The organism is Cupriavidus sp. 96C5-1 (genome assembly GCF_057798855.1).
Genome location: NZ_JBYOJU010000036.1, coordinates 44,894 through 68,522, shown reverse-complemented (window position 1 = coordinate 68,522; position 23,629 = coordinate 44,894). Strand labels below are relative to the sequence as shown.

The following is a 23,629-nucleotide window of genomic DNA, read 5'->3' as shown; positions in this document are numbered from 1 at the left end:
ATGTTTTGGGGCGGGCCGGACAGCGCGGCTGCCGCGCTGCAAAAGCGCGGCGTGATGCCGAAGTACCGGCCTGACCCGTCCTTGCGGAGCCCAGATGTCCCAGACCGAATCCGGCGTCAGCCAGCCCAAGACCGCGCGCGGCCAGAAGACCCGCGAAGCGCTGCTGCGCGCCGCCGAAAAAGTATTCGGCGAGAAGGGCTACTACGTGGCTTCGATCTCCGAGATCACGCAGGAAGCGGAGGTGGCAATGGGTACCTTCTACCTTTACTTCAAGGACAAGGAAGACATCTTCCGCGCGCTGGTGCAGCACATGCTGGAACTGGTGCGCGCCCACCTGCGCAAGCATGTGGGACAGGTGCAGACGCAGATCGAGGCCGAGCGGCTGGGGCTCAAGGCCTTTCTGTCCTTTGTCTCGCGCCACAAGAACCTGTACCGCATCGTGCTCGATTCCTACTCGGTGGACCAGACCATCTACAGCAGCTATTTCCAGGTCTTTGCCGATGTCTACAGCCGGCGCCTCGGCAAGGCCGAGGAACAGGGCGAGATCTCGCCGGGCGATGCCGAAGTGCGAGCCTGGTGCCTGATCGGCATCAGCAATTTCCTCGGCATGCGCTACGCGCTGTGGAAGCGGCCGGCGTCGATGGACAAGGTGGTCGACACCGCCTTCGACATGATTTCCCACGGGCTGGAGGCACGATGAGCGCGCTGGTCGTGGTCGAACGCAGCGGCAGCACGGCAGTGCTGCGGCTCAACCGCGCCGAGCGCCACAACAGCCTTGTGCCCGAATTGCTGGAAGCCCTGCTGGCCGCGCTTGAACGCGTGGAAGCAGATCCGGAAGTGCGCGCCGTGGTGCTGGGCCATGCCGGCCGCTCGTTTTCCACCGGCGGCGACGTAGGCGCCTTCGCTGCCTTCCCGCCGCAAAGTGCCGAGTTGGCACAGTATGCGCAGCGGCTGCTGGGTTTGCTGAACGAAGCCATCCTGCGGCTGGCGGTCTTGCGCTGCCCGGTGATCGCGGCGGTGGAGGGCTGGCTGACCGGCGGCGCGCTGGGTCTGGCGCTGGCCTGCGACATGACGGTGCTCGGAGAGGGGGCGCGCATCGCGCCGTACTACACCGTGGTGGGCTTCAGCCCGGACGGTGGCTGGACCGCGATGCTGCCCCAGTTGATCGGCGCCGCGCGCTCGCGCGCGATCCAGCTCGAGAACACGACGCTGACCGCGGGGCAGGCTGCCGCGCTGGGCATGATCACGCATCTGGCGCCTTCCGGCGAGGCCGAAGCCATGGCCCTGTCGCTGGCGGCCGGGCTGAAGGACAAGGTGCCTGGCAGCGTGGCGAGTACGCGCGCGCTGCTGCGCTGGGATGCCGGGGCGCTGGCGCAAGGCCTCGAGCGCGAGCGCGTGGCGTTCGTGGCGCAGGTGACGAGCGCCGAGGCCGCCGCCGGCATGCGCCGTTTCCTGGGCGGCGCCGGGGCGGATTGAAGGACCGGCAGGGCGGCCACGGTCCATGATCGGCGGCCGCAATCAGCAGTCATGGAGCAGCATCTCTACTTGCAACAATAAGAGAAACCCAAAGAGGAGACTGGAATGCAACTCAAGCACCAAGCCGCTGGCATGCTCGCACTGGCCGGCCTGCTGGCCGCAGGCAGCGCCGTGGCCAAGGATATCCGCATTGCCCACGTCTACGACAAGACCGGGGCGCTGGAAGCCTACGCCAAGCAGACCCAGACGGGGCTGATGATGGGCCTGGAATACGCCACCAACGGCACCATGGCGGTCAATGGCAACAAGCTGGTGGTGCTCGAGAAGGACACCCAGGGCAAGCCCGACGTCGCCAAGGCGCAGCTCGCCGCGGCCTACAGCGACGATCGCGCCGACATTGCCGTTGGACCGACGTCGTCCGGTACCGCGCTGGCGATGCTGCCGGTGGCCGAGGAGTACAAGAAGATCCTGCTGGTCGAGCCCGCCGTGGCGGATTCGATCACCGGCGAGAAGTGGAACCGCTACATCTTCCGTACCGGCCGCAATTCGTCGCAGGATGCCATTTCCAATGCGGTGGCCCTCGACAAGCCCGGCGTGCAGATCGCCACGCTGGCCCAGGACTACGCGTTCGGCCGCGACGGCGTGAAGGCCTTCAAGGGCGCCCTCAAGAACGCCAGGATCGTGCACGAGGAGTACCTGCCCACCAGTACCACGGACTTCACCGCGGGGGCGCAGCGCCTGTTCGATTCGCTCAAGGACAAGCCGGGCCGCAAGATCATCTTCATCATCTGGGCCGGCGCCGGCAACCCCTTCAAGATTGCCGATCTCGATCCCAAGCGCTATGGCATCGAGATCGCCACCGGCGGCAATATCCTGCCCGCCATGACCAGCTACAAGAATTTCCCCGGCATGGAAGGCGCGACGTACTACTACTTCGGCATTCCCAAGAACAAGGCCAACGAGTGGCTGGTGTCCAACCACTACAGCAAGTTCAAGTCGCCGCCCGATTTCTTCACCGCGGGCGGCATGTCGGCCGGCATCGCGCTGGTCGAGGCGCTCAAGAAGACCAATGGCGACACCAATACCGAGAAGCTGATCGGCGCGATGGAGGGCATGTCGTTCGAGACGCCCAAGGGCAAGATGACGTTCCGCAAGGAAGACCACCAGGCCATGCAGTCGATGTACCACTTCAAGATCAAGGTCGATCCTGCATTCGCCTGGGGCGTACCCGAGCTGGTCCGCGAGATCAAGCCGGAAGAAATGAGCGTGCCGATCCGTAACAGGCGGTGACGACCGTGGGCGCTTCTTCCATCGATACGACGGCAGCGCTGCGGCAGGCGGTGGCGGAGCCGCCCGCGCTCGAGACGCGCGGCCTGACCATCCGCTTTGGCGGCCACGTGGCGGTCAATGCCGTGTCATGCGCGTTCCGCCCGGGCGAGCTGACCTGCATCGTCGGCCCCAACGGGGCCGGCAAGACCACCTACTTCAACCTGATCTCGGGCCAGTTGCCGCCCACTGCCGGGCAGATCCTGCTGGGCGGCGAGGACGTGACGCGGCTGCCGGTGCCGCACAAGGCGCTGCGCGGCATTGGCCGGGCCTTCCAGCTGACCAGCCTGTTCCCCAATCTCTCGGTGTTCGAGAACGTGCGGCTGGCGGTGCAGGCGCGCCGGCGCATCGGCCTGGATCTCTGGTCCGTGTGGAGCGGCAACCGTGCGGTCCGCGCGCAGGCCGAGAGCTGCCTCGAGCGCGTGGCCATGGCCGACAAGCGCCACCTGCCCGTGGCCTCGCTGCCGCATGGCGACCAGCGCAAGCTGGAGGTGGGCATCCTGCTGGCGCTGCAGCCGCGCATCTTCATGTTCGACGAGCCTACCGCCGGCATGAGCGTGGACGAGGTGCCGGTGATCCTGGACCTGATCCAGGAGATCAAGCAAGACAGGAGCAAGACGGTGCTGCTGGTGGAACACAAGATGGATGTGGTGCGTTCGCTGGCCGACCGCATCATCGTGCTGCATAACGGCAACCTGATGGCCGACGGCGACCCGGCCGAGGTGATTGCCTCGCCGATCGTGCAGCAGGCTTATCTCGGCATTGGCATCGACGACGACGGTGCGCAGGGGAACGGACATGGCTGATGCAGCGGCAGCGCCCATCCTGCGCCTGGAAGGCGTGCAGACGCATATCGGGCCGTATCACATCCTGCATGGCGTGAGCTTTGCGGTGCCGCGCGGCGGCGTGACCATGCTGCTGGGACGCAATGGCGCCGGCAAGACCACCACGCTGCGCACCATCATGAATCTCTGGCAGGCGGGCGAAGGGCGGATCCAGTTCGACGGCGCCGACATCACGCGCCGCGGTACGCCCGCCATCGCGCAGTCCGGCATTGCCTATGTGCCGGAAAACATGAGCGTGTTCGCCGAGCTGACCGTGGCCGAGAACATGCGCCTGGCCGCACGCAGCGGGGCCATCGACGGGCAGCGGCTGGACTGGGTGTTCCGCATGTTTCCCGCGCTGAAGATCTTCTGGCACCAGCGCGCCGGCGTGCTCTCCGGCGGGCAGAAGCAGATGCTGTCGGTGGCGCGGGCCATCATCGAGCCGCGCAAGCTGCTGATCGTCGACGAGCCGACCAAGGGGCTGGCGCCGGCCATCATCCAGAACATGATCACCGTCTTTCGCGAGCTCAAGCAGACCGAGGTGTCGATCCTGCTGGTGGAGCAGAACTTCCATATGGCCCGCTCGGTGGGGGACACGGTCGCCGTGATGGACGACGGGCGCGTGGTGCATACGGGAAGCATGGCGGAGCTGGCGGACGACGAGGCGCTGCAGCAGAAGCTGCTGGGTTTGTCGCTGGCGGCGCATCAGTAGGGAAGCGATCCTGCCGGTGTGCTCCCTTCTCTCGCGAGCGGGAGGCGGAGCACACCATCGAAGCATGAAGCGCGGTGGCAAATGCTGCCGATGTGGCGGGCCGTTACGGCCTTCACGCAATCAAACAAGACATCGTCAGGACCGAGACAATGGCGAGTACAAGCTCCTTACCCACCACCCCGGCGGCGCCCGCCGACCTGCCCAAGGTCCGGCTCGACTGGACGCCGCTGGCGCTGGCACCGTTGCTGATGCTGCTGGCCTTCCCGCTGATCGGCAGCGGCTCGACCTGGCTGACCCTGACCATCGCCGGCCTTGCCATGGGCATGATCGTCTTCGTGGTGTCCTCCGGCCTGACGCTGGTGTTCGGCCTGATGGACGTGCTCAACTTCGGCCACGGCGCCTTTATCGCGCTGGGCGCCTATGTGGCGGCGTCGGTGCTGCTGCCGCTGGTCGCCTGGGTGGAGGCCGACAGCCTGGCACTCAACCTGGCGGTGTTCGGCCTCGCCATCCTGGCGGCGATGGTGGCGGCCGGCGCGATCGGCTTCCTGTTCGAGCGCATCGTGGTGCGCCCGGTCTATGGCCAGCACCTGAAGCAGATCCTGATCACCATGGGCGGCATGATCGTGGCCGAACAGCTGATCAAGGCGATCTGGGGCGCGGAGACCATTGCGCTGCAGGTACCCACCACGTTCCGCGGCGCGGTGCTGCTGGGCGATGCCGCCATCGAGAAATACCGGCTGATCGCCGTGGTGCTGGGGCTGGCGATCTTTATCTCCATGGTGCTGGTGCTCAACCGCACGCGCATCGGCCTCTTGATCCGCGCTGGCGTGGAGAACCGCGAGATGGTGGAATCGCTGGGCTACCGCATCCGGCGGCTGTTTATCGGCGTGTTCGTGGTGGGGGCGGGGCTGGCCGGGATGGGCGGCGTGCTGTGGGGCCTGTACCAGCAGAACATCACGGCGGCAATTGGCGCCCAGGTCAATGTGCTGATCTTCATCGTCATCATCATCGGCGGCCTCGGCTCCACCACCGGCTGCTTTGTCGGCGCCTTGCTGGTGGGCCTGATGGCAAATTACACCGGCTTCCTGTTTCCGAAGCTGGCGCTGTTCTCGAACATCCTGCTGATGGTCATGATCCTGCTGTGGCGTCCGCAGGGCCTGTACCCGGTAGCCAAGCGCTGAGCGCAGGGGAAAACCATGATCCGACTGCTTTCCGGCGACCTGCCACGAAGCCGCGTGCTGGCCGTCATCCTGCTGGCGATGCTGCTGGCGCTGGCCTGCGCGCCGTTCCTGTTTCCCGGCGCGCGCGCGCTCAATATGGCGGCCAAGATCTGCATCTTCGTGGTGCTGGTGGCAAGCTACGACCTGCTGCTCGGCTATACCGGCATCGTCTCCTTCGCGCACACCATGTTCTTCGGCATCGGCGGCTACGGCGTGGCGATCGCCATGTCGCGGCTCGATCCGGGATGGGGCGCGCTCGCGCTTGGCACCGTCGGCGCGCTGCTGGTCTCGATGGCGCTGGCCTTCCTGATCGGACTGTTCTCGCTGCGGGTCAGGGCCATTTTCTTCGCCATGATCACGCTGGCGGTGGCAACGGCCTTCGCCACGCTGGTGTCGCAGCTGTCGGAATGGACCGGCGGCGAGGACGGCATCACCTTCAAGGTGCCGGAGGTCTTCACCCCGGGCTTCACGCTGGGCGACGCCGAGTGGTTCGGCGTGCCGCTCAACGGCAAGCTGTTCTCCTACTACTTCGTATTCGCCAGCGCGCTGGTGTTGTTCCTGCTTCTTCTGCGCGTGGTCAATTCGCCCTTCGGCCGCGTGCTGCAGGCGATCCGCGAAAACGATTTCCGGGCCGAAGCCATCGGTTACCGCACCGTCGTCTACCGCACCGTTTCCACCGTGCTGTCGGCCGCCTTCGCCACGCTGGCCGGTGTGCTGATGGCACTCTGGCTGCGCTACAACGGGCCCGACACCTCACTGTCGTTCGAGATCATGGTCGATATCCTGCTGATCGTGGTGATCGGCGGGATGGGCACGCTCTATGGCGCGATCATCGGCACCACGCTGTTCCTGGTGGCGCAGACCTATCTGCAGGACGTGATGAAGCTGGCCAGCGACGCCACCGCGGCAGTCCCGCTGCTGTCCGGCCTGCTGCATCCGGACCGCTGGCTGCTGTGGCTCGGGCTGTTGTTCATCCTGAGCGTGTATTACTTCCCGCAGGGCATCGTCGGCCGCCTGCGCGGGGATCGCTCGGAACACGAAGTGGCGTCGTGAGCGGCCGCGCCGGATGGCGGCGCACGGCTGGCAGGCACGCAGCGGCAAGACCCGATACAAAGACAAAGGCGATAACAAGGACGCACCTATGAGCGGAGGCTCCGGATCATGTACGTAGTCGACTGGCTGCACAAGAACGCCCGCCACACCCCGGACAAGATTGCGCTGGTCGACGTGGAAAGCGGCCGCACGGTGACCTACCGGCAGTTCGACGAGCGGGCCAGCCGCTTTGCCGAGTATCTTGCCGAACACCTGGGGCTGGCGCCGGGCGCGCGCGTGGCCGTGCTGGCCCACAATAGCTCGGACTACTTCGAGATGCTGTACGGCTGCGCCAAGGCCGGCATGGTGATGGTCTGCCTGAACTGGCGCCTGCCGGCTGCCGAACTGCTGCCGATCCTGCGCGACTGCGCTCCCGAAGTCCTGGTGGCCGGCGACGGCTTCCTGGCCACCGCCGCGGCGCTGAGCGACGCCTTGCCGCTGCGCGCCGTGCTGCACCTGGCCGACGACGAGAGCGCCGACGTGCCGGGTGGCTGGACCGAATACGAGGCGGTACTCGCCAGCGCTTCCGGCCGCACGATCGAGATGCCGTGCCGCGACGAGCACGAGGTCTGGCACCTGCTCTATACCTCCGGCACCACCGGCCGTCCCAAGGGCGTGATCCAGACCTATGGCATGGTCTTTTTCAATGCCGTCAACGCCATGTTGGCCAACAAGATCACGCGCGACGACGTGTTCCTCAACGTGCTGCCGTTCTTCCATACCGGCGGGCTCAATCTCTACGCCAACCCCGTGCTCCATGCCGGCGGCGCCGTGCATATCATGCGCGAATTCGACGCCGGGGTAACGCTGGCCAGGCTCGATGCCCGCTCCGCGGAGGGCATCACGATGTTCTTCGCGGTGCCGGCGGTCTATCTCTTCCTCAGCCAGCATGCCGGCTTCGCGGCGGCGGATTTTTCCCGCATGCGCAATATGTCCGCGGGCGGCTCGCCAGTGCCGCAGCCGCTGCTGGAGGCGTATCTGGCCAAGGGCGTGACGATCTGCTTCGGCTTCGGCATGACCGAGACGGGCCCCACCGTTTTTGTCTGCGACGAAGCCACCGCTCGCCGCAAGATCGGCACCATCGGCAAGCCGGTGGGCTCGATGCTGACACGGGTGGTGGATGCGCAGGGGAGCGACGTGGCGCCCGGCGAGCGCGGCGAGTTGCTGATCAAGGGACCGGGTGTCACGCCCGGCTACTGGAACCTGCCGGAGGCCACGGCGTCGGCCATTCGCGATGGCTGGCTGCATTCCGGAGACATTGCCTACATGGACGAGGACGGCGATTACTACATCGTCGACCGCGCCAAGGACATGTTTATCTCCGGCGGGGAGAACGTCTATCCCGCGGAAGTGGAAAACGTGCTGTTCCAACTCGCCGCGGTGTCCGAGGCCGCCGTGATCGGCGTGCCCGACGCGCGCTGGGGCGAGGTCGGCATGGCCCTGGTGGTGGCGAAGCCCGGCATGGCGCTCGATGCCGAAGCCGTGCTGGCGCATTGCCGCGCGGCCCTGGCGGGCTACAAGGTGCCGCGCCATGTCCGGATGCTCGAGGCGCTGCCGCGCACGCCGTCCGGCAAGGTGGAGAAGCACAAGCTGCGCACGCGCTTCCAGGCGCAGTGAGGAAGGCGCCTTCCCGCGGGCAGGGCAAGCGCCGGGCCGAGATGCTGCCACGCTGGCGCGTCGTGCGCTGCCCTATGCCTGCCGCCTTGTGAGTGCCTGTTTTGAGTTCTTGTTTTGAATTCTAGTTTTGCTTTATGCGGTATGCGGTTTCCGATGAATCAAGCATGCAAGAAAAGGGAGCACGACATGATGCGCAGAATTGCAGGGCAGATGGGCAGGACCGGGCGTGGCGGGCGCTTCGCGCTGGCGGGTGCGGCGGGTGCCGTGGGTGCGGCGAGCCTGGTGCTGGCCGCATGCGGCACGGGTGACAACAATGCGACCGCCGGCAGCCCGGGCACCAACCCGGCCACCAACCCGGGCCCTGCGTCCAACACCAAGCCGGCCAACATCGGCGCCGTCACGGTCAAGACCTACGATGGCGGCAGCGACGACCTGCTGACCGCCGGTCTCGGCAAGGATGGCCTGGCTGCGGCGCTTGCGCCCTTGCCGCAGAATCCCACCGCGGCCGAGCTGCGCCGCTATGCCATCTACACCAACTACCGCGCGCTGGTGGATACCACGCCGGGCGGCGGCTATGGCACGCTGTACGGCCCCAACGTGGACGCGCAAGGCAATATCACGGGCGGGCAGGGCAAGGTCGCCGGGCGCGAGTACCTGGCGTTTTCGGACGACGGCAGCGGCCAGCAGAACGTGACCATGCTGGTGCAGATCCCCGACAGTTTCAACGTGGCCAAACCGTGCCTGATCACGGCCACGTCGTCCGGGTCGCGCGGCGTCTACGGCGCCATTTCCACCGGCGAATGGGCGCTCAAGCGCGGCTGCGCCGTGGCCTATACCGACAAGGGCACCGGTGCAGCGCCGCACGACCTGGATACCGATACCGTACCGCTGATCGATGGCACGCGCGCCATCCGCGCCACGGCCGGCGGCAGTGCGCAGTTTGCCGCCCCGCTCCCGGGTACCAGCCTGGCCGCCTTCAATGCGCTGGCGCCGCACCGGCTGGCCTTCAAGCATGCCCATTCGCAGCGCAATCCCGAGAAGGACTGGGGTGCCTTTACGCTGCAGGCGGCGCAGTTTGCGATCTGGGCCGTCAACGACCGCTTCGGGACGGTGGCGCCGGATGGCTCCCGCCAGCGCAGCCTGGGCCCGGACCAGATCGTGGTGATTGCCTCCAGCGTGTCCAATGGCGGCGGCGCGGCGATCGCCGCGGCGGAGCAGGATACCCTGGGCCTGATCGACGGCGTGGCGGTGGGCGAGCCCAATCTCAACCTGCCGGACAATACGGGTGTCACCGTTACGCGTGGCGGCACGCCAGTCAGCAAGTCCGGGCGTCCGCTGTACGACTACACCACCACGGCCAACCTGCTGCAGCTCTGCACTTCGCAGGCCACCGCGCTGGCGGGCGCGCCGGGTGTGGGCCTGTACCCTGTCGTCCAGCTTGCCCAGCCGGCGATCAACCGCTGCCAGTCGCTGGCCAGCGCCGGCCTCGTCGCTGGGACCGATCCCGCCAGCCGGGCTGCCAGCGCGCTGCAGAAGCTGCACGATTCCGGCTGGGAAGCGGAGTCCGACGCGCTGCATCCCTCGCTCGCGCTGTTCGAGGTGGCCAACGCGGTCTCGGTCACGTTCGCCAACGCGCTGGCCCGCGCCAGCGTGGCCGACCGCCTGTGCGGCTTCAGCTTTGCGGCCACCGGTGCCACGGTGCCGGTGCCGGCGGCGATCGCGCCGGCCACGCTCAATGCGCTGTTCGCCACCGGCAACGGCGTACCGCCGGCGGCGGGGGTGCAACTGATCAACGACAACAATCCGGGCGGCCCGCTGCGCGACATCTACTCGCAATCGCCCGGCAGCAATCTGGCGGACGCCAACCTCGATGGCGCGCGCTGCCTGCGCGGGCTGCTGACCGGCACCGATGCCCAGTCCCTGGCGCTGCAGGCTGGCCTGGCGCAGACGCTGCGCTCGGGCGACCTGCGCGGCAAGCCGGCCATCATCGTGCATGGCCGCAGCGACGCACTGCTGCCGGTCAACCACACGTCGCGGCCCTATCTCGGCTACAACCGGCTCAAGGAGGGCAGCGCCAGCAAGCTGTCCTATATCGAAGTCACGAATGGCCAGCACTTCGATAGCTTCATTGGCGCGGTAGCGGGCTACGACAACCGCTTTATCCCGCTCCATGTCTACCTGAACCGGGCACTCGATGCGGTCTACGAGAACCTCACCGCCGGCCGCGCGCTGCCACCCTCGCAGGTGGTGCGCACGGTCGCGCGCGGCGGCACCACGTCGCCCGCGCCAACGCTCCTGTCCACCAATCTGCCGCCGCTTGCCACCGTCCCCGCCGATGCGGACCGGATCACGGTCAGCGGCGGCACCGTAGAGGTACCCAACTGATGAAGGCATCCCGCCCGCGCGTCCTGACGCAAGAAGACTTCGACCGTTTCGCCTCGCTCTCGCGCGACGATAATCCGATCCACTGCGACCCCGCATTCGCCAGCACCACGCATTTCGGCGCCACCGTGGCGCATGGCATGTTCCTGTTCTCGCTGCTGTGCGCGCAGATGCAGCGCAGCAATCCGCGGCCGGTGCTGCCGATCGCGCAGACGCTGATGTTCCCGCGCCCGACCTTCGTCGGCGATGGCGTGGCGGCGGTGCTGGTGCTGAACGAGACGCCTGGCCGGGACCGGCTTGCCCTGGACACCGAGATTCGCTGCGTGCAGCGCGGCCGCACGCGCACGGCCGCCGCGGATGAGCAGATTACGGCACAAGGCGACGCGGTCCTGCTGGTCGACGCCAGTGCCGACACGCTTGCCGAGGCGGCGCGCAACGACGCCGAGGATGCCGCACGGCCGGGTGCCCCGGTGGACGGAGACCGCACGCTCTACCATCTCAGCGTGGGCCAGGAGGCGTCCGCGATACGTTCCTTCAGCGCCGGCGATATCGACGAGTATGTGTCGCTTACCGACGATGGCAACGCCTTCTATACCGACCCGGTGTTCGCGCGCGGCCGGGGTTTCGGGGGTGCCATCGTGCCCTTGCCGCTGCTGGCCGGCATGTTCTCGGACCTGCTGGGCACGCGCTTGCCCGGCCGGGGCACCGGCTGGATGAAGCAATCGCTGCGCTTGCGTTCGCCGGCGCGGCTGGGTGAATTGCTGACGGCTTCGGTGCGCATCGTGCGCCTGCGTGGCGACAAGGACCTGGTCAACCTGGCCACCGTGGTCACTGGCGACGACGGCCGCGTGGTGCTGGCTGGCGAGGCCCTGGTCCTGGTGCGCAACCTGGAGGACAAGCGCGCGCTCGCGGCAGCCTGAGGGAGCCTCGCGGGCAGGGCGCAAGGTGTTTCCTGCGCCACATCAAGGGTCGTGCACTCAGGCCTTGAAATGCAGGCGCAAAGCCTTATCTTTCGGAAAGACATCCAGTGTCCGGCCCGCGCAACGGGATCGGCAGACGGGGGCGCAAACGCCCCCGCCTTCCGCATCGGGACACTCATCCGAAACAGAGGGCTCCTAAATGCGACTTGACAAACTGACTACCCGATTCCAGGAAGCGCTGGCCGATGCCCAGAGCCTGGCGCTCGGCAACGACAACCAATATATCGATCCGCTGCACGTGCTGCGCGCCCTGCTGGCGCAGAACGACGGCGCCGCCCGCGGCCTGCTGTCGCGCGCCGGCGTCAACGCCGGTGGCCTGACCGCCGCGCTGGATGCCGCCATCAAGCGCCTGCCCCAGGTGCAGGGCACCAGCGAGGTCCAGGTCGGGCGCGAACTGAGCGCGCTGTTCAATGCCACCGAGAAAGAAGCCATCAAGCGCGGCGACCAGTTCATCGCCAGCGAGCTGTTCCTGCTCGCGGTGGCCGACGACAAGGGCGAAGCCGGCCGCATCGCGCGCGAGCATGGCCTCTCGCGCAAATCGCTCGAGAGCGCCATCCAAGCCGTGCGCGGCGGCGATTCGGTCAACAGCGCCGACGCCGAGACCCAGCGCGAAGCGCTCAAGAAATACACCGTGGACCTCACCGAGCGCGCCCGCATCGGCAAGCTCGATCCCGTGATCGGCCGCGACGACGAAATCCGCCGCACCATCCAGATCCTGCAGCGCCGCACCAAGAACAACCCGGTGCTGATCGGCGAGCCGGGCGTGGGCAAGACCGCCATCGTGGAAGGCCTGGCCCAGCGCATCGTCAACGGCGAAGTGCCGGAAAGCCTGAAGAACAAGCGCGTGCTGGTGCTCGACATGGCCGGTCTGCTGGCTGGCGCCAAATACCGCGGCGAATTCGAGGAGCGCCTCAAGGCCGTGCTGTCGGACATCGCCAAGGACGAGGGCCAGACCATCGTCTTTATCGACGAACTGCATACCATGGTCGGTGCCGGCAAGGCCGAGGGTGCGATCGACGCAGGCAATATGCTCAAGCCCGCGCTGGCGCGGGGCGAGCTGCACTGCATCGGCGCCACCACGCTGGACGAGTACCGCAAGTACATCGAGAAGGATGCCGCGCTGGAGCGCCGCTTCCAGAAGGTGCTGGTCGACGAGCCCAGCGTGGAGGCCACCATCGCCATCCTGCGCGGCCTGCAGGAAAAGTACGAACTGCACCATGGCGTGGAGATCACCGACCCGGCCATCGTCGCCGCGGCGGAACTGTCGCATCGCTATATCACCGACCGTTTCCTGCCCGACAAGGCGATCGACCTGATCGACGAAGCCGGCGCGCGCATCAAGATGGAAATCGACTCCAAGCCGGAGGTGATGGACAAGCTCGAGCGCCGCACCATCCAGCTCAAGATCGAGCGCGAGGCGGTCAAGCGGGAAACCGATGAAGCGTCGAAGAAGCGGCTCGAACTGATCGAGCAGGAAATCGAACGCCTGGAGAAGGAGTACGCCGACCTCGAGGAGATCTGGAAGGCCGAGAAGGGTGCCGCCCAGGGCGCCGCCGCGCTCAAGGAGGAGATCGACAAGATCCGCCTGGAAATCACGCGCCTGCAGCGCGAGGGCAAGCTCGACAAGGTGGCCGAGCTGCAGTACGGCAAGCTGCCCGAACTGGAAGGCAAGCTCAAGGCTGCCGCCGCGGCCGAGGCCAGCGAGCAGAAGGCGCCCAACAAGCTGCTGCGCACGCAGGTGGGCGCCGAGGAAATCGCCGAAGTGGTGAGCCGCGCGACGGGTATCCCGGTCTCACGCATGATGCAGGGCGAGCGCGAGAAGCTGATCAAGATGGAGGACTACCTGCACCGCCGCGTGGTGGGCCAGGACGAGGCCGTGCGCCTGGTGTCGGACGCCATCCGCCGCTCGCGCGCCGGGCTGGCGGACGAGAACAAGCCTTACGGCTCGTTCCTGTTCCTCGGCCCCACCGGCGTTGGCAAGACCGAGCTGTGCAAGGCGCTGGCCGAGTTCCTGTTCGATTCGCAGGACCACCTGATCCGCATCGACATGAGCGAGTTCATGGAGAAGCACAGCGTGAGCCGGCTGATTGGCGCGCCGCCCGGATACGTGGGCTATGAAGAGGGCGGCTACCTGACCGAGGCCGTGCGCCGCAAGCCGTACAGCGTGGTGTTGCTGGATGAAGTCGAGAAGGCTCACCCGGACGTTTTCAACGTGCTGCTGCAGGTGCTGGACGACGGCCGCCTGACCGACGGCCAGGGCCGCACGGTGGACTTCAAGAACACGGTGATCGTGATGACTTCCAACCTGGGTTCGCACATCATCCAGGCGATGTCCGGCGAGCCGCACGAGGCGGTCAAGGGCGCGGTATGGCAGGAAGTGAAGACGCATTTCCGGCCCGAGTTCCTGAACCGCATCGATGAGGTGGTGGTGTTCCACTCGCTCGACCAGCAGCATATCGAGTCGATCGCCCGTATCCAGCTGGGGCGGCTGCAGGCGCGTCTGGCGCGCATGGACATGACGCTCGAGGTGAGCGAAGCCGCGCTCGCCAAGATCGCCAGCGCTGGCTACGATCCGGTGTTCGGAGCGCGTCCGCTCAAGCGTGCCATCCAGCAGCAGATCGAGAACCCGGTGGCCCGTGCCATCCTCGAAGGCAAGTTTGCCGCCAAGGATGTGGTGTCGGTGGATTATCGCGACGGGGAGTACACCTTCGGCCCCACCGTCCACTAAGCCTGGGCGCATGCGGCAGCGGTGCCGCATGCGCAACGCCGGAAAAAGAAAAACCGCCCTTTGCCGGGGCGGTTTTTCTTTTTCCTTGTAATGGAAATTAACGAGCTACCCGGCGGGCCGCGTCAGGCACGTCACATCCGCGCGGCAAGCGCGGCGGATTCACGCCGGGAGGCTAGCGGCGATGATGGTAGGCGTACCAGTCCCGGCGCCCCCACCAGCGACGTCCGTCCCAGTAGCGGTCCCCGTGCCAGCCGATCACCACGGCGGGGCCGACCACGACCGGCGGCGGCCCATAGGCCCCTGGCGGCGGTGTCGGATACGCCATGGCCGGCGGCGGTGCGGGATCAGCCGGTGTGGGGTAGACCGGCGCCGGGTAAGCCGGCGCAACCACCACCGGTGCGGGTGCGCCTATGTTCAGGTCAACATCGACGCGCGCCATGGCGGGCCGGGACGCGGCCAGCGCCAGCGCTCCGATGCCCAGCGCGTAGAAGACGCCATGCCTCATTTCAATCCTCGTCATGCGGTAGCAATGACACCACTTTAGTAGTGCCGCTGCCGCGCCGGGAAATGGAACTGTAACGATATTTCACAGCGCCGGCGTTACCTTGCTAGCGGGATTGTGGCCGGCTCTCTCTGTGCGCAGCGGGCAGTTCGCGCAGGATTTCCTCGTTGTGTTCGCCCAGCGATGGCGCGGCGGCGAGCGGTGCCGATGCGCCCGCCCACCGCACAGCGGGCGACACCCCCAGATAGCGCTCTCCCGAGTGGCCCTGGTATTCCTCGATGACGCCCGCCGGCGACTGCCGGAGATCGTCCACCAGCGCCTTGAGATCCGCAATCGGGGCGACCGGGATATCGGCGCGTGCCAGGGCTTCCAGCCAGTCAGCGGAGTCGCGCTGCAGCATCTGTTCCTCGATGAATGCGTAGACAATGTCCACGCATTCCGTTCGGGCCGCTACCGAGCCGAAGCGGCGGTCCCGCTCCCAGATGTCGGGCCGGCCGACCAGGGCCAGGAATGCCGCCCAGTGGCCGTCCGTATAGATCATCGTGCTGAGCCAGCCGTCCCGGGTCCGGTAAGGTCTGCGATAGCGGGAGACGAGCCGGGGGTTTCCAGGCTCGCCGACGGGCGGAACCAGTGTGTTGCCGGCGAGATGGTCCAGCAACACGAAGCCCGCCATGGTCTCGTACATCGGCAGCTCGATGTACTGTCCGCTGCCGCTCCGGGCGCGCTGCAGCAATGCGGCCAGCACGGTCTGTGCGGCGAACAGGCCCATGGTCTTGTCCGCGATATTCAGCGGCACGTACCTCGGATCGCCGCCGGCCGCCGCCGTACTCAGGTGCGGCAGCCCGACCATGGCCTGGATCAGGTCGTCGTACGCCGGCCGGCCCGCATGCCTGCCCGCTTCAGAGAACCCGGACAGGAACAGGTAGATAAGACGCGGATTGTGCTGGTGCAGCGCATCCCGGTCGAGCCCCAGCTTCTTCAGCGCTTTCAGCCGGACATTGGTGATGAAGACATCGGCGCTTGCCACCGCCCGGTACATGGCGTCCCGGCCGGCCGCCGATTTCAGGTCCAGGCACAGGCTGCGCTTGCCGCGGTTGAGGTTGAGGAACACCGGGCCCATGCCGGCTTTGCCGCAAGGTCCCATTTTTCTCATGATGTCGCCCTCCGGGGGCTCGACCTTGATCACATCGGCGCCGTACTCAGCCAGCATCTGGGTGGCATAGGGGCCCATGATCACGCTGGTCAGATCCAGTATCCGGATCCCGGCAAGGGGTGATGGCATGCCGGCTCCTTTTCTACTGTGGCTGGATGTGAGCGGTTTGCACGACAATGCGCCACTTGGCGATCTCGCTGGCGACATAGGCCTGGAACTCGGCCAGGCCCATGGTTCCCGCCGTCGTGCCCTGTTGCTGCAGGGTGGCCCGGAAGGCAGGTTCGGTCATCGATGCCACGGCCAGCTGGTTCAAGCGCCCCAGGACCTCCGGCGGCGTACCGCCGGGGGCGTAGAAACCGATCCAGATCTCCGTGTCGTAGCCAGGCACGCCTTGCTCGGCAAGGGTCGGCACGTTGGGAAGCGCGGCGCTCCTGGATGCTGTGGTGACCCCGATCGCGCGCAGCTTGCCGCTCTCGACGAACTTCGTTGCCGTCAGCGCATCGACAAACGATGCATTGATCTGTCCGCCGAGCAGGTCGTTGACGGCGAGTGCCGTGCCCTTGTAAGGGACATGCACGAACGGGGCGCCGGTCCTCGCGGCAAGGAGTTCGCCGGAGAGATGGGTGATGCCGCCTGGCCCGGACGAGCCGTAGGTCACGCCACCGGACTGCCGTGCGAAGGCCAGCAGTTCCTTGAGGTTATTCGCCGGTACGGAGGGATTGACCGCCAGCACGGTTGGCGTGCTGGCCAGCTTGGCGATGGGCGCGAAGTCTTTCTCGGTGTTATAGGGTAGGCTTTTCGCCACCGCCGGGTTGACTACGTGGGCCGTCGTGGTGACCAGCAGCGTATAGCCGTCCGCCCTGGCTTTGGCGACGATCTCGGCGCCGATGATGCCGCCGGCGCCAGGCTTGTTGTCGACCACCACCGGCTGCTTCAACGCGCCTTGCAGGGTCTTCGACAACTGCCGCGCGAGCACGTCGGTGAGTCCGCCCGCCGCGAACGGCACCACCAGGCGGATCGGCTGGGATGGGTAGGGGGCGGCCTGGCTTGCACCGGCCACCGCCGCGAAGGCGATGCCGGTTGCCAATCTGCGGAACTGCCGTGTCTTCATGATCTTATTGTCTCCTCCAGTTCTTCGGCCGGCTCAGGCCCGCTTCCTCGCACTGAGGAAGTGCTCCATGTATTCCCTGGGCTCGCTGGTGCCGTACGCGGAAACCAGGCCATCGATGCCGATGGCGATGGCTTCCTGTGTCGGCATCCGTTCCCAGCGGCGGATCAGGTCCTTCTGGATGCGCATCGCGACCGGAGCGCCGGTGAGCATTTCCCGCTTCCACTCGTCCACGCGCGGCTCGAGGCCGCCCTCCGGCGCGACGTCGGTCACCAGCCCCCAGTCGCATGCCTGCCGCGCGCCGATCATGCGCCCGCTCAGCAGCAGGTCACGGGTCCGGCCCCAGCCGATCATGCCGGGCAGCATGGCCGCGTGTATCACGGAGGGCACGCCCAGCTTGACCTCGGGCATGCCGAGTTGCGCGTCATGGCTCGCGATCTTGATATCGCACATGGCGGCCACTTCCATGCCGGCGCCGAGGCAGTACCCGCACATCACCGACATGGTCGGGAAGGGCAGGTCTCGGATCTGCTCGCACAGGCCGAATACGCCGCGGATATAGGTGTCGATATCGCGCTTGCCGGCATCCTTGAGGAACTTGATATCCGCGCCGCCCAGGAACGCCGCGGGGCCGCCGCGCAGCACCAGCAGGCGGATACCGGTGTCGTACGCGAGCTCGCGCAGGGTTTGCGTGTAGATCGCGGCCGCCTCGCCGGTCAGCAGGTTGAGGCGGCCGTTGTCGAGCGTCACGGTCACCACGCCATCGGCGTCGGTTTCGGTGATGCAACGGGGCGTGGAATCTGGCGCGGTGCTCATCGGTGCGTCTCCTTGGCTTGGGTTTGCCACGATGTTAGGGGCGGTGCATCTATGGAACAATGGAATTATTCGCATAGTTCAAGTCCATACTGGAATGAATATCACCCTACGCCAGCTTCAGGTTTTCCTGGCACTGTTTGAGTCGCGCAGCTTCACCGCGACCGCGGCGCGGATGCACGTGACGCAATCCGCGGTCAGCAAGATGGTGGCGGAGCTGGAGTTGCAGCTCGGCTTTGCGCTATTCGACCGCACCAGCCGGCGGGTGGAGCCCAACGATGCTGCGCGCGAGTTCCGCGGCTTCGCCGAGGACATCATGGCCAGCATGCAGGCCGCGACGCGCAGCGTGGTGGAGTTGTCCGACCTGACGCGCGGGCAGATCAGCATCGCCGCCTCGCCGCTGATGATTTATGGGCTGCTTGCCGAGCCCATTGCGCGATACCGGGAGCGGTATCCGGGTATCCGGTTCGATCTGCATGAGCTGTCGACCGACGACACGGTGGAGAGCGTGCGGTCCGGCCAGGTGGACTTCGGGTTTGGTTCGCTGGATAGCGAGGTGCCTGGCGTGGAGGAGGAGCTTGTGTTCCGCGACCGCCTGGTTGCGGTCGCGCCGCAAGGGCACGCTATCGCGGGCAGGAAGTCCGTCAAGTGGGCGGATCTCGCCCAGTGGCAGCATGTGAGCCTGCGGCGGGTCTACAGTGTGCGGCGCACGCTCGATCACGTGCTGAAAAAGGAAGGCATCGCGCTGCCGAGCCAGATCGAGGCGGGGACGTTGACGGTGGCGCTTGGGCTGGCGCGTGCCGGCGCCGGCATTGTCGTGCTGCCAGGTTACGCGGCCGATATCGCCAGCGAGTGGGGCATGGCGGCGGTGGAGATCGACAGCCGGGCGCAGCAGATCCACCGCATCTCGCTGATCCGCCGGAAGTCGGCCAGGCTATCGGTTGCCGCGCGCAGTTTTCTTGCGGAGTTGCTGCCTGTGCTGCGGGCGCGCGAGCCGGCGATGCGCAAGACGAGACGATCCGCTAAGCCGTAGGTCCGGGCATGCGTGCGAAAGCGAGCGGATCCGCCGGGCGAGGTTGAAGGCGCCCCCGGTATTCCGGCAGCGGCGCATTCGAGGTATTTTCCTGGCGGGTCCGCGTAGCCGGCAATGCGCTGCTCCGATCCGATGCGCGCGGATTCGTTGACTATCGCGGGCTTTCAGGACCTCGACGTGCAGGGCGTTGCAGTTCAGGCGGCGCCGGCTTCGTGGATGTCCTGCGCAGTTTTGCCGCTACCTCGCCACCGATGATCTGCGTGGCATCGAGTGGAAAGTGGCGCTCGCCGTCAATGCCATGCCGCTCCATCCCTATTTCCCGGCGGCCGCCTGCAACCATCCGGTCGTCTCCCATGCCGTGCCCAGCACGTCTCCCTGCCCGTGGTCGCAGCCTTCCCACTTGAAGAACTGCAGTTCGTCGGAACTGGCCAGTCCGTTGGCCAGCACCTGCATGCCGAGCGTATGCGCCAGTGCGATCACGGCGCGTGCGATGGCCGCGCGTTTGGCATCGGTGGCCACGTTGCGCACATAGCCCTGTGGAATCTGCAGCCGGTCGGGCAGCAGGCACTGCAGGTTGGCCAGGGAGATGGGCGTGTCGCCCACGTCGGCCAGCGTTACCGACGCGCCTTGCTCCTGGACCCGGGCGCAGGCGAGGCGGGCCGATTCCGTGGCCGTGCCCAGTATGCTGACGGGCAGTTGCAGGTCGAGCACGTTGCCGGACTGGCCGGTCTCGCACAGGCATTGCCTGAGCAATTCCGGTAAGGCCAGCAGCGCGGATTCCTCCGCGCCGGCTACCTGCGGCAGCAGGATGGGCACGCTGACGCGAACCGGGCCGGACACGGCGGCCTGCGGGTCCACGTGCCAGGCTTGCGCCAGCGCGCAGGCGCGGCGCAGCAGCACCGCGTTGATCTCGCTCACCAGGCCGGGCCGGCGGAGACGGCCGGCGATTTCAGTATGCGGCAGCCAGCCGTCCGGGACCCGCCACTCCGGCAGCAGCGCGATCGCGGCAATGGCGGCGGAACCCAGGTCGAACTGGGATACCGCCAGCAGGCGGTACTGCCCGCCGCGCAGGCTCGCTTCGACGGCATCTTCCACAGCGGGGTCGCTGGCTGCCGCGGCGCTGGGGAGGTCGGGTGACGGGCGGGCGGCGAGCAGTCCCGCCCCGGGTTGCAGCGTACTGGCCTGCTGCAGCGCCTTGACATACTGGTACGTGCGCAGGCCGCCGATGACCACGGACGTGAGTTTCTGCGCCGTCAGTTCCGTCTTGAGAAAGTAGCCGTTGATCTCGTAACCTGTGATGACCTCGCGCTCGGGCGCCAGACCGGGATGCCCGGTGCGCAGCACGATCTGCAGGTCGGCGTTGCGCAGTTGCTCGCGGATGTAGCGCACCGTCGCCAGGCCTGCGTCATCGGTTTCCATCACCACGTCGAGCAGCACCAGAGCCGTGTCGGGATGCGCGCTCAGGTACGCATTGCATTGCGCGCCGGAGTAGACGCTATGGAGCTGGACCTTGCGGCCGGAGAACGTCAGGTCCAGCAGCACCAGTTGCGTGATCTCGTGCACATCAGGATCGTCGTCGACCAGGAGGACCTTCCACGCGGGCATAGACAAGGATGTATTCATGACGGGCTCGATGACGGGCTCTGGCTCTTGACGGATGCGATCGGAATGGTGGCCTTTGCGGAGGGCGTGACACGCGGTATCCGAACGGTGAAGACGGCGCCTGCGCCATCTTTGCCGGTGCCATTGCTTACCGCGATGGTGCCACCCAGGCGCTGCGTGACCAGGTTGTAGACCAGGTGCAGGCCAAGCCCGCTGCCGCCCTTGCCGCGGCGCGAGGTGAAAAAGGGTTCGAAGATTTTCTCGTGCAGGGTGTCCGGAATGCCGCAGCCGTTGTCGGCGTGGGAGATCACCACTTCGTCGCCGGCCGCGAGCCGCGCGGCGATGCGGATGGTGCCGGCCTCGTCGCCGCGGAATGCGTGGAGCAGCGAGTTCATGATCAGGTTGGTCAGGATCTGCGCGATCGTGCCAGGATAGCCGTTCATGGCGATGCCGGACGGGCAGTCGATCTGCAATTGCACGCGCGTATCGCGCAGCCGCGGGTCGAGGCTGATCACGGTTTCGCGGACATAGTCGCCGAGATCGAAGCTGCGCCGCTTCTCGCTGGTCTGGTCCACCGCCATTTGCTTGAAGCTCTGCACCAGTTCCGCCGCGCGGTTTGCGTTGGACAGCAGCAGCCGGGCGGATTGCGCGGCGTCCGACAGGTAGCGCTGCAGTTCCGCCTGCGTCAGTCCGCCGCCGGCGACCAGCGCCTGCGTGGCGCCGGTGCGGTCCTGCAGGTAGGACGCGGCGCTGACGGCGATGCCTACCGGCGTATTGATCTCGTGCGCGACCCCCGCCACCAGTGCGCCCAGCGACGCCATCTTCTCCGCTTCCACCAGGTCCTTGCGCGCCGATTCCAGATGGCGCAGCGATTCCATCAGTTCGATTTGCGCCAGCTCGCGGCTTTCGTGCGACAGCACGATCCACCACGCGCCGAATGCCAGCAGGGGCAGGGTGGCCGAGTACACGCGCAGCAGCAGGTCGCCGAGTCCGCCGGCGGACGGCGGAGCGCCCTCGCCGAGCAGCCGGCAGGCGAGCAGGAACACCGCGCCCATGGCAGCCGATGCGATCACGAACAGGCCCAGGAAGCGCGCCAGGCGCCGCAGGAAATGCGGTGGCAGGATGCGCAGGAAGATGTTTGCCTGCGGCCATGCCCGCGTCTGCGCGGCGCTGCCGGGTTCCTTGCAGGTATCGCTGCAATGGTTGTCCAGGCCGCAGCACAGCGAGCAGATCGGCCCCGCGTAGAAGGGGCAGTGCGCCATGTCGGGGGCTTCGTAGTCGCGCTCGCAGATGCAGCAGCGGATCGGCTCGTCGGCACTGGCGTCGCGATATTGCGTTTCTTCCCGCGCGATATAGTAGCGGCCGCCAGTCGCATAGGCGATCAGGATGGCGCTGGCGAACGACGCGCCCAGCGCGATGAAGGCCGAATAGGCCTGCGCCAGGGGCCCCAGCAGGCCCGAGTAGGCGCCGATGCCGGCCGTCGAGGCGATCAGCATGGCGCCGCAGCCCACCGGGTTGAAGGCATACAGGCAGGCGCGGCGGAATTCGATATGGCGCGGGCTGATGCCCAGGGGCTTGAGCACGACGAGGTCGGCCGCCAGGGCGCCGAGCCAGGCGCTCACCAGGTTGGAATAGACGCTGAGCACGGCCTCCAGCGTGCTGAAGATGCCGAGCAGGGTCAGCAGCAGCGCGATCAGGACGTTGAACACCAGCCAGACCACGCGGCCCGGATGGTAGTGCGCCAGCCGCACGAACACATTCGACCAGGCCAGCGATCCCGCGTAGGCGTTGGTGACGTTGATCTTGATCTGCGAGACCAGCACGAACAGCAGCGCCACCGCCAGCACGACCTCGGGCCGGTCGAAGACCTGCCCATACGCCCACACGTACAAGTGCATGGGTTCCATGGCCTGGCCGGCGGCCATGCCGGCCTGCACCGCGAGCACCGCCAGCAGGCTGCCCGCCAGCACCTTGAGGCCGCCGATCAGGATCCAGCCCGGTCCCGCCAGCAGCAGCGCGCTCCACCAGCTCCACCGGTTCTTGGCGGTGCGCTCGGGCAGGAAGCGCAGGTAGTCCACCTGCTCGCCGATCTGTCCCATCAGCGAGAACAGCACGCCGGCGGCGGCGCCGAAGGCCAGCACGCTGAACGCCGGCGATGCGCCGTCGCGCCCGGTGAACGTGGCCCATTGCGCCAGCACGCCGGGATCGCGGCGCAGGATGTAGACGAAGGGCAGCACCAGGAGCAGCAGCCACAGCGGCTGCGTCCACATCTGCAGTTTGTTGATCAGGGTAACCCCGAAGAACACCAGCGGCACGATCACCAGCGAGCAGACCAGGTAGCCGACCGTCAGGTTCAGGCCGGTGGCAATGGCCAGCGCCTGGGCCAGGATGGCGGACTCCAATGCGAAGAAGATAAAGGTGAAGAACGCGTAGATCAGCGACGTGATGGTGGACCCGGCATAGCCGAAGCCGGCGCCGCGCGTGAGCAGGTCGATGTCCACGTTGGCAACGCTGGCGTGATAGGCCACCGGCAGGCCGATCAGGAAGATCAGCAAGCAGACCAGCACGATGGCCGGGAACGCGTTCTGGAAGCCGAAGCTGAGCGTGACGCTGGCGCCTATCGCCTCCAGCGCCAGGAAAGACACGCCGCCGATGGCCGTATTGGCCAGCGTGAACGGCGACCACCGCCGGTAGGAGCGTGCCGCGTAGCGTAGCGCGTAATCCTCCAGGGTTTCGTTCGCGACCCAGGATTGATATTCACGTTTGATGCGCATGGCGTGGGGGCTTCGGGTGCTATGCGGGTCCGGGGCGCCGATCCGGGGTGGATCGAGGCGGCGGGTTGGCGGCGAGCGCTTCGATTATTGACTGATTCCGGCCCCTGCGCAATGACATGCCTGCGGCGCGCGGCAGGAGCGGGATCCGGCGTCCGCGCGCGGACGCAATGCTGCGCGGCAGCAGGAACGCGCATCTTGACTTTTGAGGTTCCAGCGCAAACACTGGCCGGCAAATCTCGTATTCAAGAGGCCGTGGCAGCCGGCATTTCCCTGGAAGCCGCTGAATC

Annotated in this window: 18 protein-coding genes; 12 read left to right on the top strand and 6 right to left on the bottom strand. The window is 66.8% G+C overall.

Annotated elements, in window-relative coordinates; genetic code table 11:
- Window positions 1–94: 94 nt before the first annotated feature.
- From AC3FOF_RS31290 to clpB, 11 genes are all read left to right on the top strand, one after another.
- A complete protein-coding gene (locus AC3FOF_RS31290) occupies window positions 95–700 on the top strand; it encodes a TetR/AcrR family transcriptional regulator (RefSeq protein ID WP_488728797.1) in 606 nt (201 codons plus the stop codon).
- Entirely contained in the window at window positions 697–1,476 is a 780-nt protein-coding gene (locus tag AC3FOF_RS31285) for an enoyl-CoA hydratase/isomerase family protein (protein ID WP_276263869.1), read from the top strand. The genes AC3FOF_RS31290 and AC3FOF_RS31285 overlap by 4 nt, the downstream gene beginning before the upstream one ends.
- A 105-nt stretch (window positions 1,477–1,581) precedes the next feature.
- Complete coding sequence (locus AC3FOF_RS31280) at window positions 1,582–2,766, top strand: substrate-binding domain-containing protein (protein WP_488728796.1); 1,185 nt, start codon at window positions 1,582–1,584, stop codon at window positions 2,764–2,766.
- 20 nt (window positions 2,767–2,786) lie between these two features.
- Window positions 2,787–3,608, top strand: a complete 822-nt coding sequence (locus tag AC3FOF_RS31275; RefSeq protein WP_051078390.1) for an ABC transporter ATP-binding protein — start codon at window positions 2,787–2,789, stop codon at window positions 3,606–3,608.
- Entirely contained in the window at window positions 3,601–4,338 is a 738-nt protein-coding gene (locus tag AC3FOF_RS31270; RefSeq protein ID WP_017224699.1) for an ABC transporter ATP-binding protein, read from the top strand. Before AC3FOF_RS31275 ends, AC3FOF_RS31270 begins: the two co-directional genes overlap by 8 nt.
- A 149-nt stretch (window positions 4,339–4,487) precedes the next feature.
- Complete coding sequence (locus tag AC3FOF_RS31265) at window positions 4,488–5,519, top strand: branched-chain amino acid ABC transporter permease (RefSeq protein WP_488728795.1); 1,032 nt, start codon at window positions 4,488–4,490, stop codon at window positions 5,517–5,519.
- Window positions 5,520–5,534: 15 nt separating this feature from the next.
- The gene (locus tag AC3FOF_RS31260) at window positions 5,535–6,611 is read left to right on the top strand and encodes a branched-chain amino acid ABC transporter permease (RefSeq protein WP_488728794.1); all 1,077 of its coding nucleotides are present in this window, start codon (window positions 5,535–5,537) and stop codon (window positions 6,609–6,611) included.
- Between the two features lie 108 nt (window positions 6,612–6,719).
- Window positions 6,720–8,267, top strand: coding sequence for an acyl-CoA synthetase (locus tag AC3FOF_RS31255; protein ID WP_488728793.1), 1,548 nt, complete (start codon window positions 6,720–6,722; stop codon window positions 8,265–8,267).
- A 186-nt stretch (window positions 8,268–8,453) separates the two neighbouring features.
- Window positions 8,454–10,652 (top strand): D-(-)-3-hydroxybutyrate oligomer hydrolase, encoded by a 2,199-nt coding sequence (locus tag AC3FOF_RS31250; protein WP_488728792.1) that lies wholly within the window; start codon window positions 8,454–8,456, stop codon window positions 10,650–10,652.
- Window positions 10,652–11,569, top strand: a complete 918-nt coding sequence (locus AC3FOF_RS31245) for a MaoC/PaaZ C-terminal domain-containing protein (protein WP_276263874.1) — start codon at window positions 10,652–10,654, stop codon at window positions 11,567–11,569. The genes AC3FOF_RS31250 and AC3FOF_RS31245 overlap by 1 nt, the downstream gene beginning before the upstream one ends.
- Window positions 11,570–11,768: 199 nt before the next feature.
- The gene (clpB, locus tag AC3FOF_RS31240; RefSeq protein WP_488728791.1) at window positions 11,769–14,357 is read left to right on the top strand and encodes an ATP-dependent chaperone ClpB; all 2,589 of its coding nucleotides are present in this window, start codon (window positions 11,769–11,771) and stop codon (window positions 14,355–14,357) included.
- Between the two features lie 172 nt (window positions 14,358–14,529).
- On the opposite strand, the gene AC3FOF_RS31235 is transcribed toward clpB, so the two are convergent.
- The 4 genes from AC3FOF_RS31235 to AC3FOF_RS31220 form a co-directional block, all read right to left on the bottom strand.
- Complete coding sequence (locus tag AC3FOF_RS31235) at window positions 14,530–14,862, bottom strand: hypothetical protein (protein WP_488728790.1); 333 nt, start codon at window positions 14,860–14,862, stop codon at window positions 14,530–14,532.
- A 103-nt stretch (window positions 14,863–14,965) separates the two neighbouring features.
- Window positions 14,966–16,141 carry a CaiB/BaiF CoA transferase family protein gene (locus AC3FOF_RS31230; RefSeq protein WP_276265351.1) on the bottom strand — a complete coding sequence of 392 codons (1,176 nt, stop codon included), beginning with the start codon at window positions 16,139–16,141 and terminating at the stop codon, window positions 14,966–14,968.
- A 13-nt stretch (window positions 16,142–16,154) separates the two neighbouring features.
- On the bottom strand, window positions 16,155–17,123 hold the full coding sequence (locus AC3FOF_RS31225; protein ID WP_276265352.1) for a tripartite tricarboxylate transporter substrate binding protein: 969 nt from the start codon (window positions 17,121–17,123) through the stop codon (window positions 16,155–16,157).
- 33 nt (window positions 17,124–17,156) lie between these two features.
- The gene (locus tag AC3FOF_RS31220; RefSeq protein ID WP_276265353.1) at window positions 17,157–17,936 is read right to left on the bottom strand and encodes an enoyl-CoA hydratase-related protein; all 780 of its coding nucleotides are present in this window, start codon (window positions 17,934–17,936) and stop codon (window positions 17,157–17,159) included.
- Window positions 17,937–18,030: 94 nt separating this feature from the next.
- On the opposite strand from AC3FOF_RS31220, the gene AC3FOF_RS31215 reads away from it, so the two are divergent.
- Window positions 18,031–18,966 (top strand): LysR family transcriptional regulator, encoded by a 936-nt coding sequence (locus AC3FOF_RS31215; RefSeq protein ID WP_017228362.1) that lies wholly within the window; start codon window positions 18,031–18,033, stop codon window positions 18,964–18,966.
- A 312-nt stretch (window positions 18,967–19,278) separates the two neighbouring features.
- Here the strand turns inward: AC3FOF_RS31215 and AC3FOF_RS31210 are convergent, their stop codons facing one another.
- Together AC3FOF_RS31210 and AC3FOF_RS31205 are read right to left on the bottom strand one after the other, a co-directional pair.
- Window positions 19,279–20,589, bottom strand: a complete 1,311-nt coding sequence (locus AC3FOF_RS31210; protein WP_488728789.1) for an EAL domain-containing response regulator — start codon at window positions 20,587–20,589, stop codon at window positions 19,279–19,281.
- Complete coding sequence (locus tag AC3FOF_RS31205; protein ID WP_488728788.1) at window positions 20,586–23,342, bottom strand: ATP-binding protein; 2,757 nt, start codon at window positions 23,340–23,342, stop codon at window positions 20,586–20,588. Before AC3FOF_RS31205 ends, AC3FOF_RS31210 begins: the two co-directional genes overlap by 4 nt.
- Window positions 23,343–23,629 lie beyond the last annotated feature (287 nt).

Bases quoted from the DNA above. Each gene is read 5' to 3' on its own strand.
- AC3FOF_RS31290 (WP_488728797.1), top strand. From the start codon at position 95: ATGTCCCAGACCGAATCCGGCGTCAGCCAGCCCAAGACCGCGCGCGGC.
- AC3FOF_RS31285 (WP_276263869.1), top strand. From the start codon at position 697: ATGAGCGCGCTGGTCGTGGTCGAACGCAGCGGCAGCACGGCAGTGCTG.
- AC3FOF_RS31280 (WP_488728796.1), top strand. From the start codon at position 1,582: ATGCAACTCAAGCACCAAGCCGCTGGCATGCTCGCACTGGCCGGCCTG.
- AC3FOF_RS31270 (WP_017224699.1), top strand. From the start codon at position 3,601: ATGGCTGATGCAGCGGCAGCGCCCATCCTGCGCCTGGAAGGCGTGCAG.
- AC3FOF_RS31265 (WP_488728795.1), top strand. From the start codon at position 4,488: ATGGCGAGTACAAGCTCCTTACCCACCACCCCGGCGGCGCCCGCCGAC.
- AC3FOF_RS31260 (WP_488728794.1), top strand. From the start codon at position 5,535: ATGATCCGACTGCTTTCCGGCGACCTGCCACGAAGCCGCGTGCTGGCC.
- AC3FOF_RS31255 (WP_488728793.1), top strand. From the start codon at position 6,720: ATGTACGTAGTCGACTGGCTGCACAAGAACGCCCGCCACACCCCGGAC.
- AC3FOF_RS31250 (WP_488728792.1), top strand. From the start codon at position 8,454: ATGATGCGCAGAATTGCAGGGCAGATGGGCAGGACCGGGCGTGGCGGG.
- AC3FOF_RS31245 (WP_276263874.1), top strand. From the start codon at position 10,652: ATGAAGGCATCCCGCCCGCGCGTCCTGACGCAAGAAGACTTCGACCGT.
- clpB (WP_488728791.1), top strand. From the start codon at position 11,769: ATGCGACTTGACAAACTGACTACCCGATTCCAGGAAGCGCTGGCCGAT.
- AC3FOF_RS31235 (WP_488728790.1), bottom strand. From the start codon at position 14,862: ATGAGGCATGGCGTCTTCTACGCGCTGGGCATCGGAGCGCTGGCGCTG.
- AC3FOF_RS31230 (WP_276265351.1), bottom strand. From the start codon at position 16,141: ATGCCATCACCCCTTGCCGGGATCCGGATACTGGATCTGACCAGCGTG.
- AC3FOF_RS31225 (WP_276265352.1), bottom strand. From the start codon at position 17,123: ATGAAGACACGGCAGTTCCGCAGATTGGCAACCGGCATCGCCTTCGCG.
- AC3FOF_RS31220 (WP_276265353.1), bottom strand. From the start codon at position 17,936: ATGAGCACCGCGCCAGATTCCACGCCCCGTTGCATCACCGAAACCGAC.
- AC3FOF_RS31215 (WP_017228362.1), top strand. From the start codon at position 18,031: ATGAATATCACCCTACGCCAGCTTCAGGTTTTCCTGGCACTGTTTGAG.
- AC3FOF_RS31210 (WP_488728789.1), bottom strand. From the start codon at position 20,589: ATGAATACATCCTTGTCTATGCCCGCGTGGAAGGTCCTCCTGGTCGAC.
- AC3FOF_RS31205 (WP_488728788.1), bottom strand. From the start codon at position 23,342: ATGCGCATCAAACGTGAATATCAATCCTGGGTCGCGAACGAAACCCTG.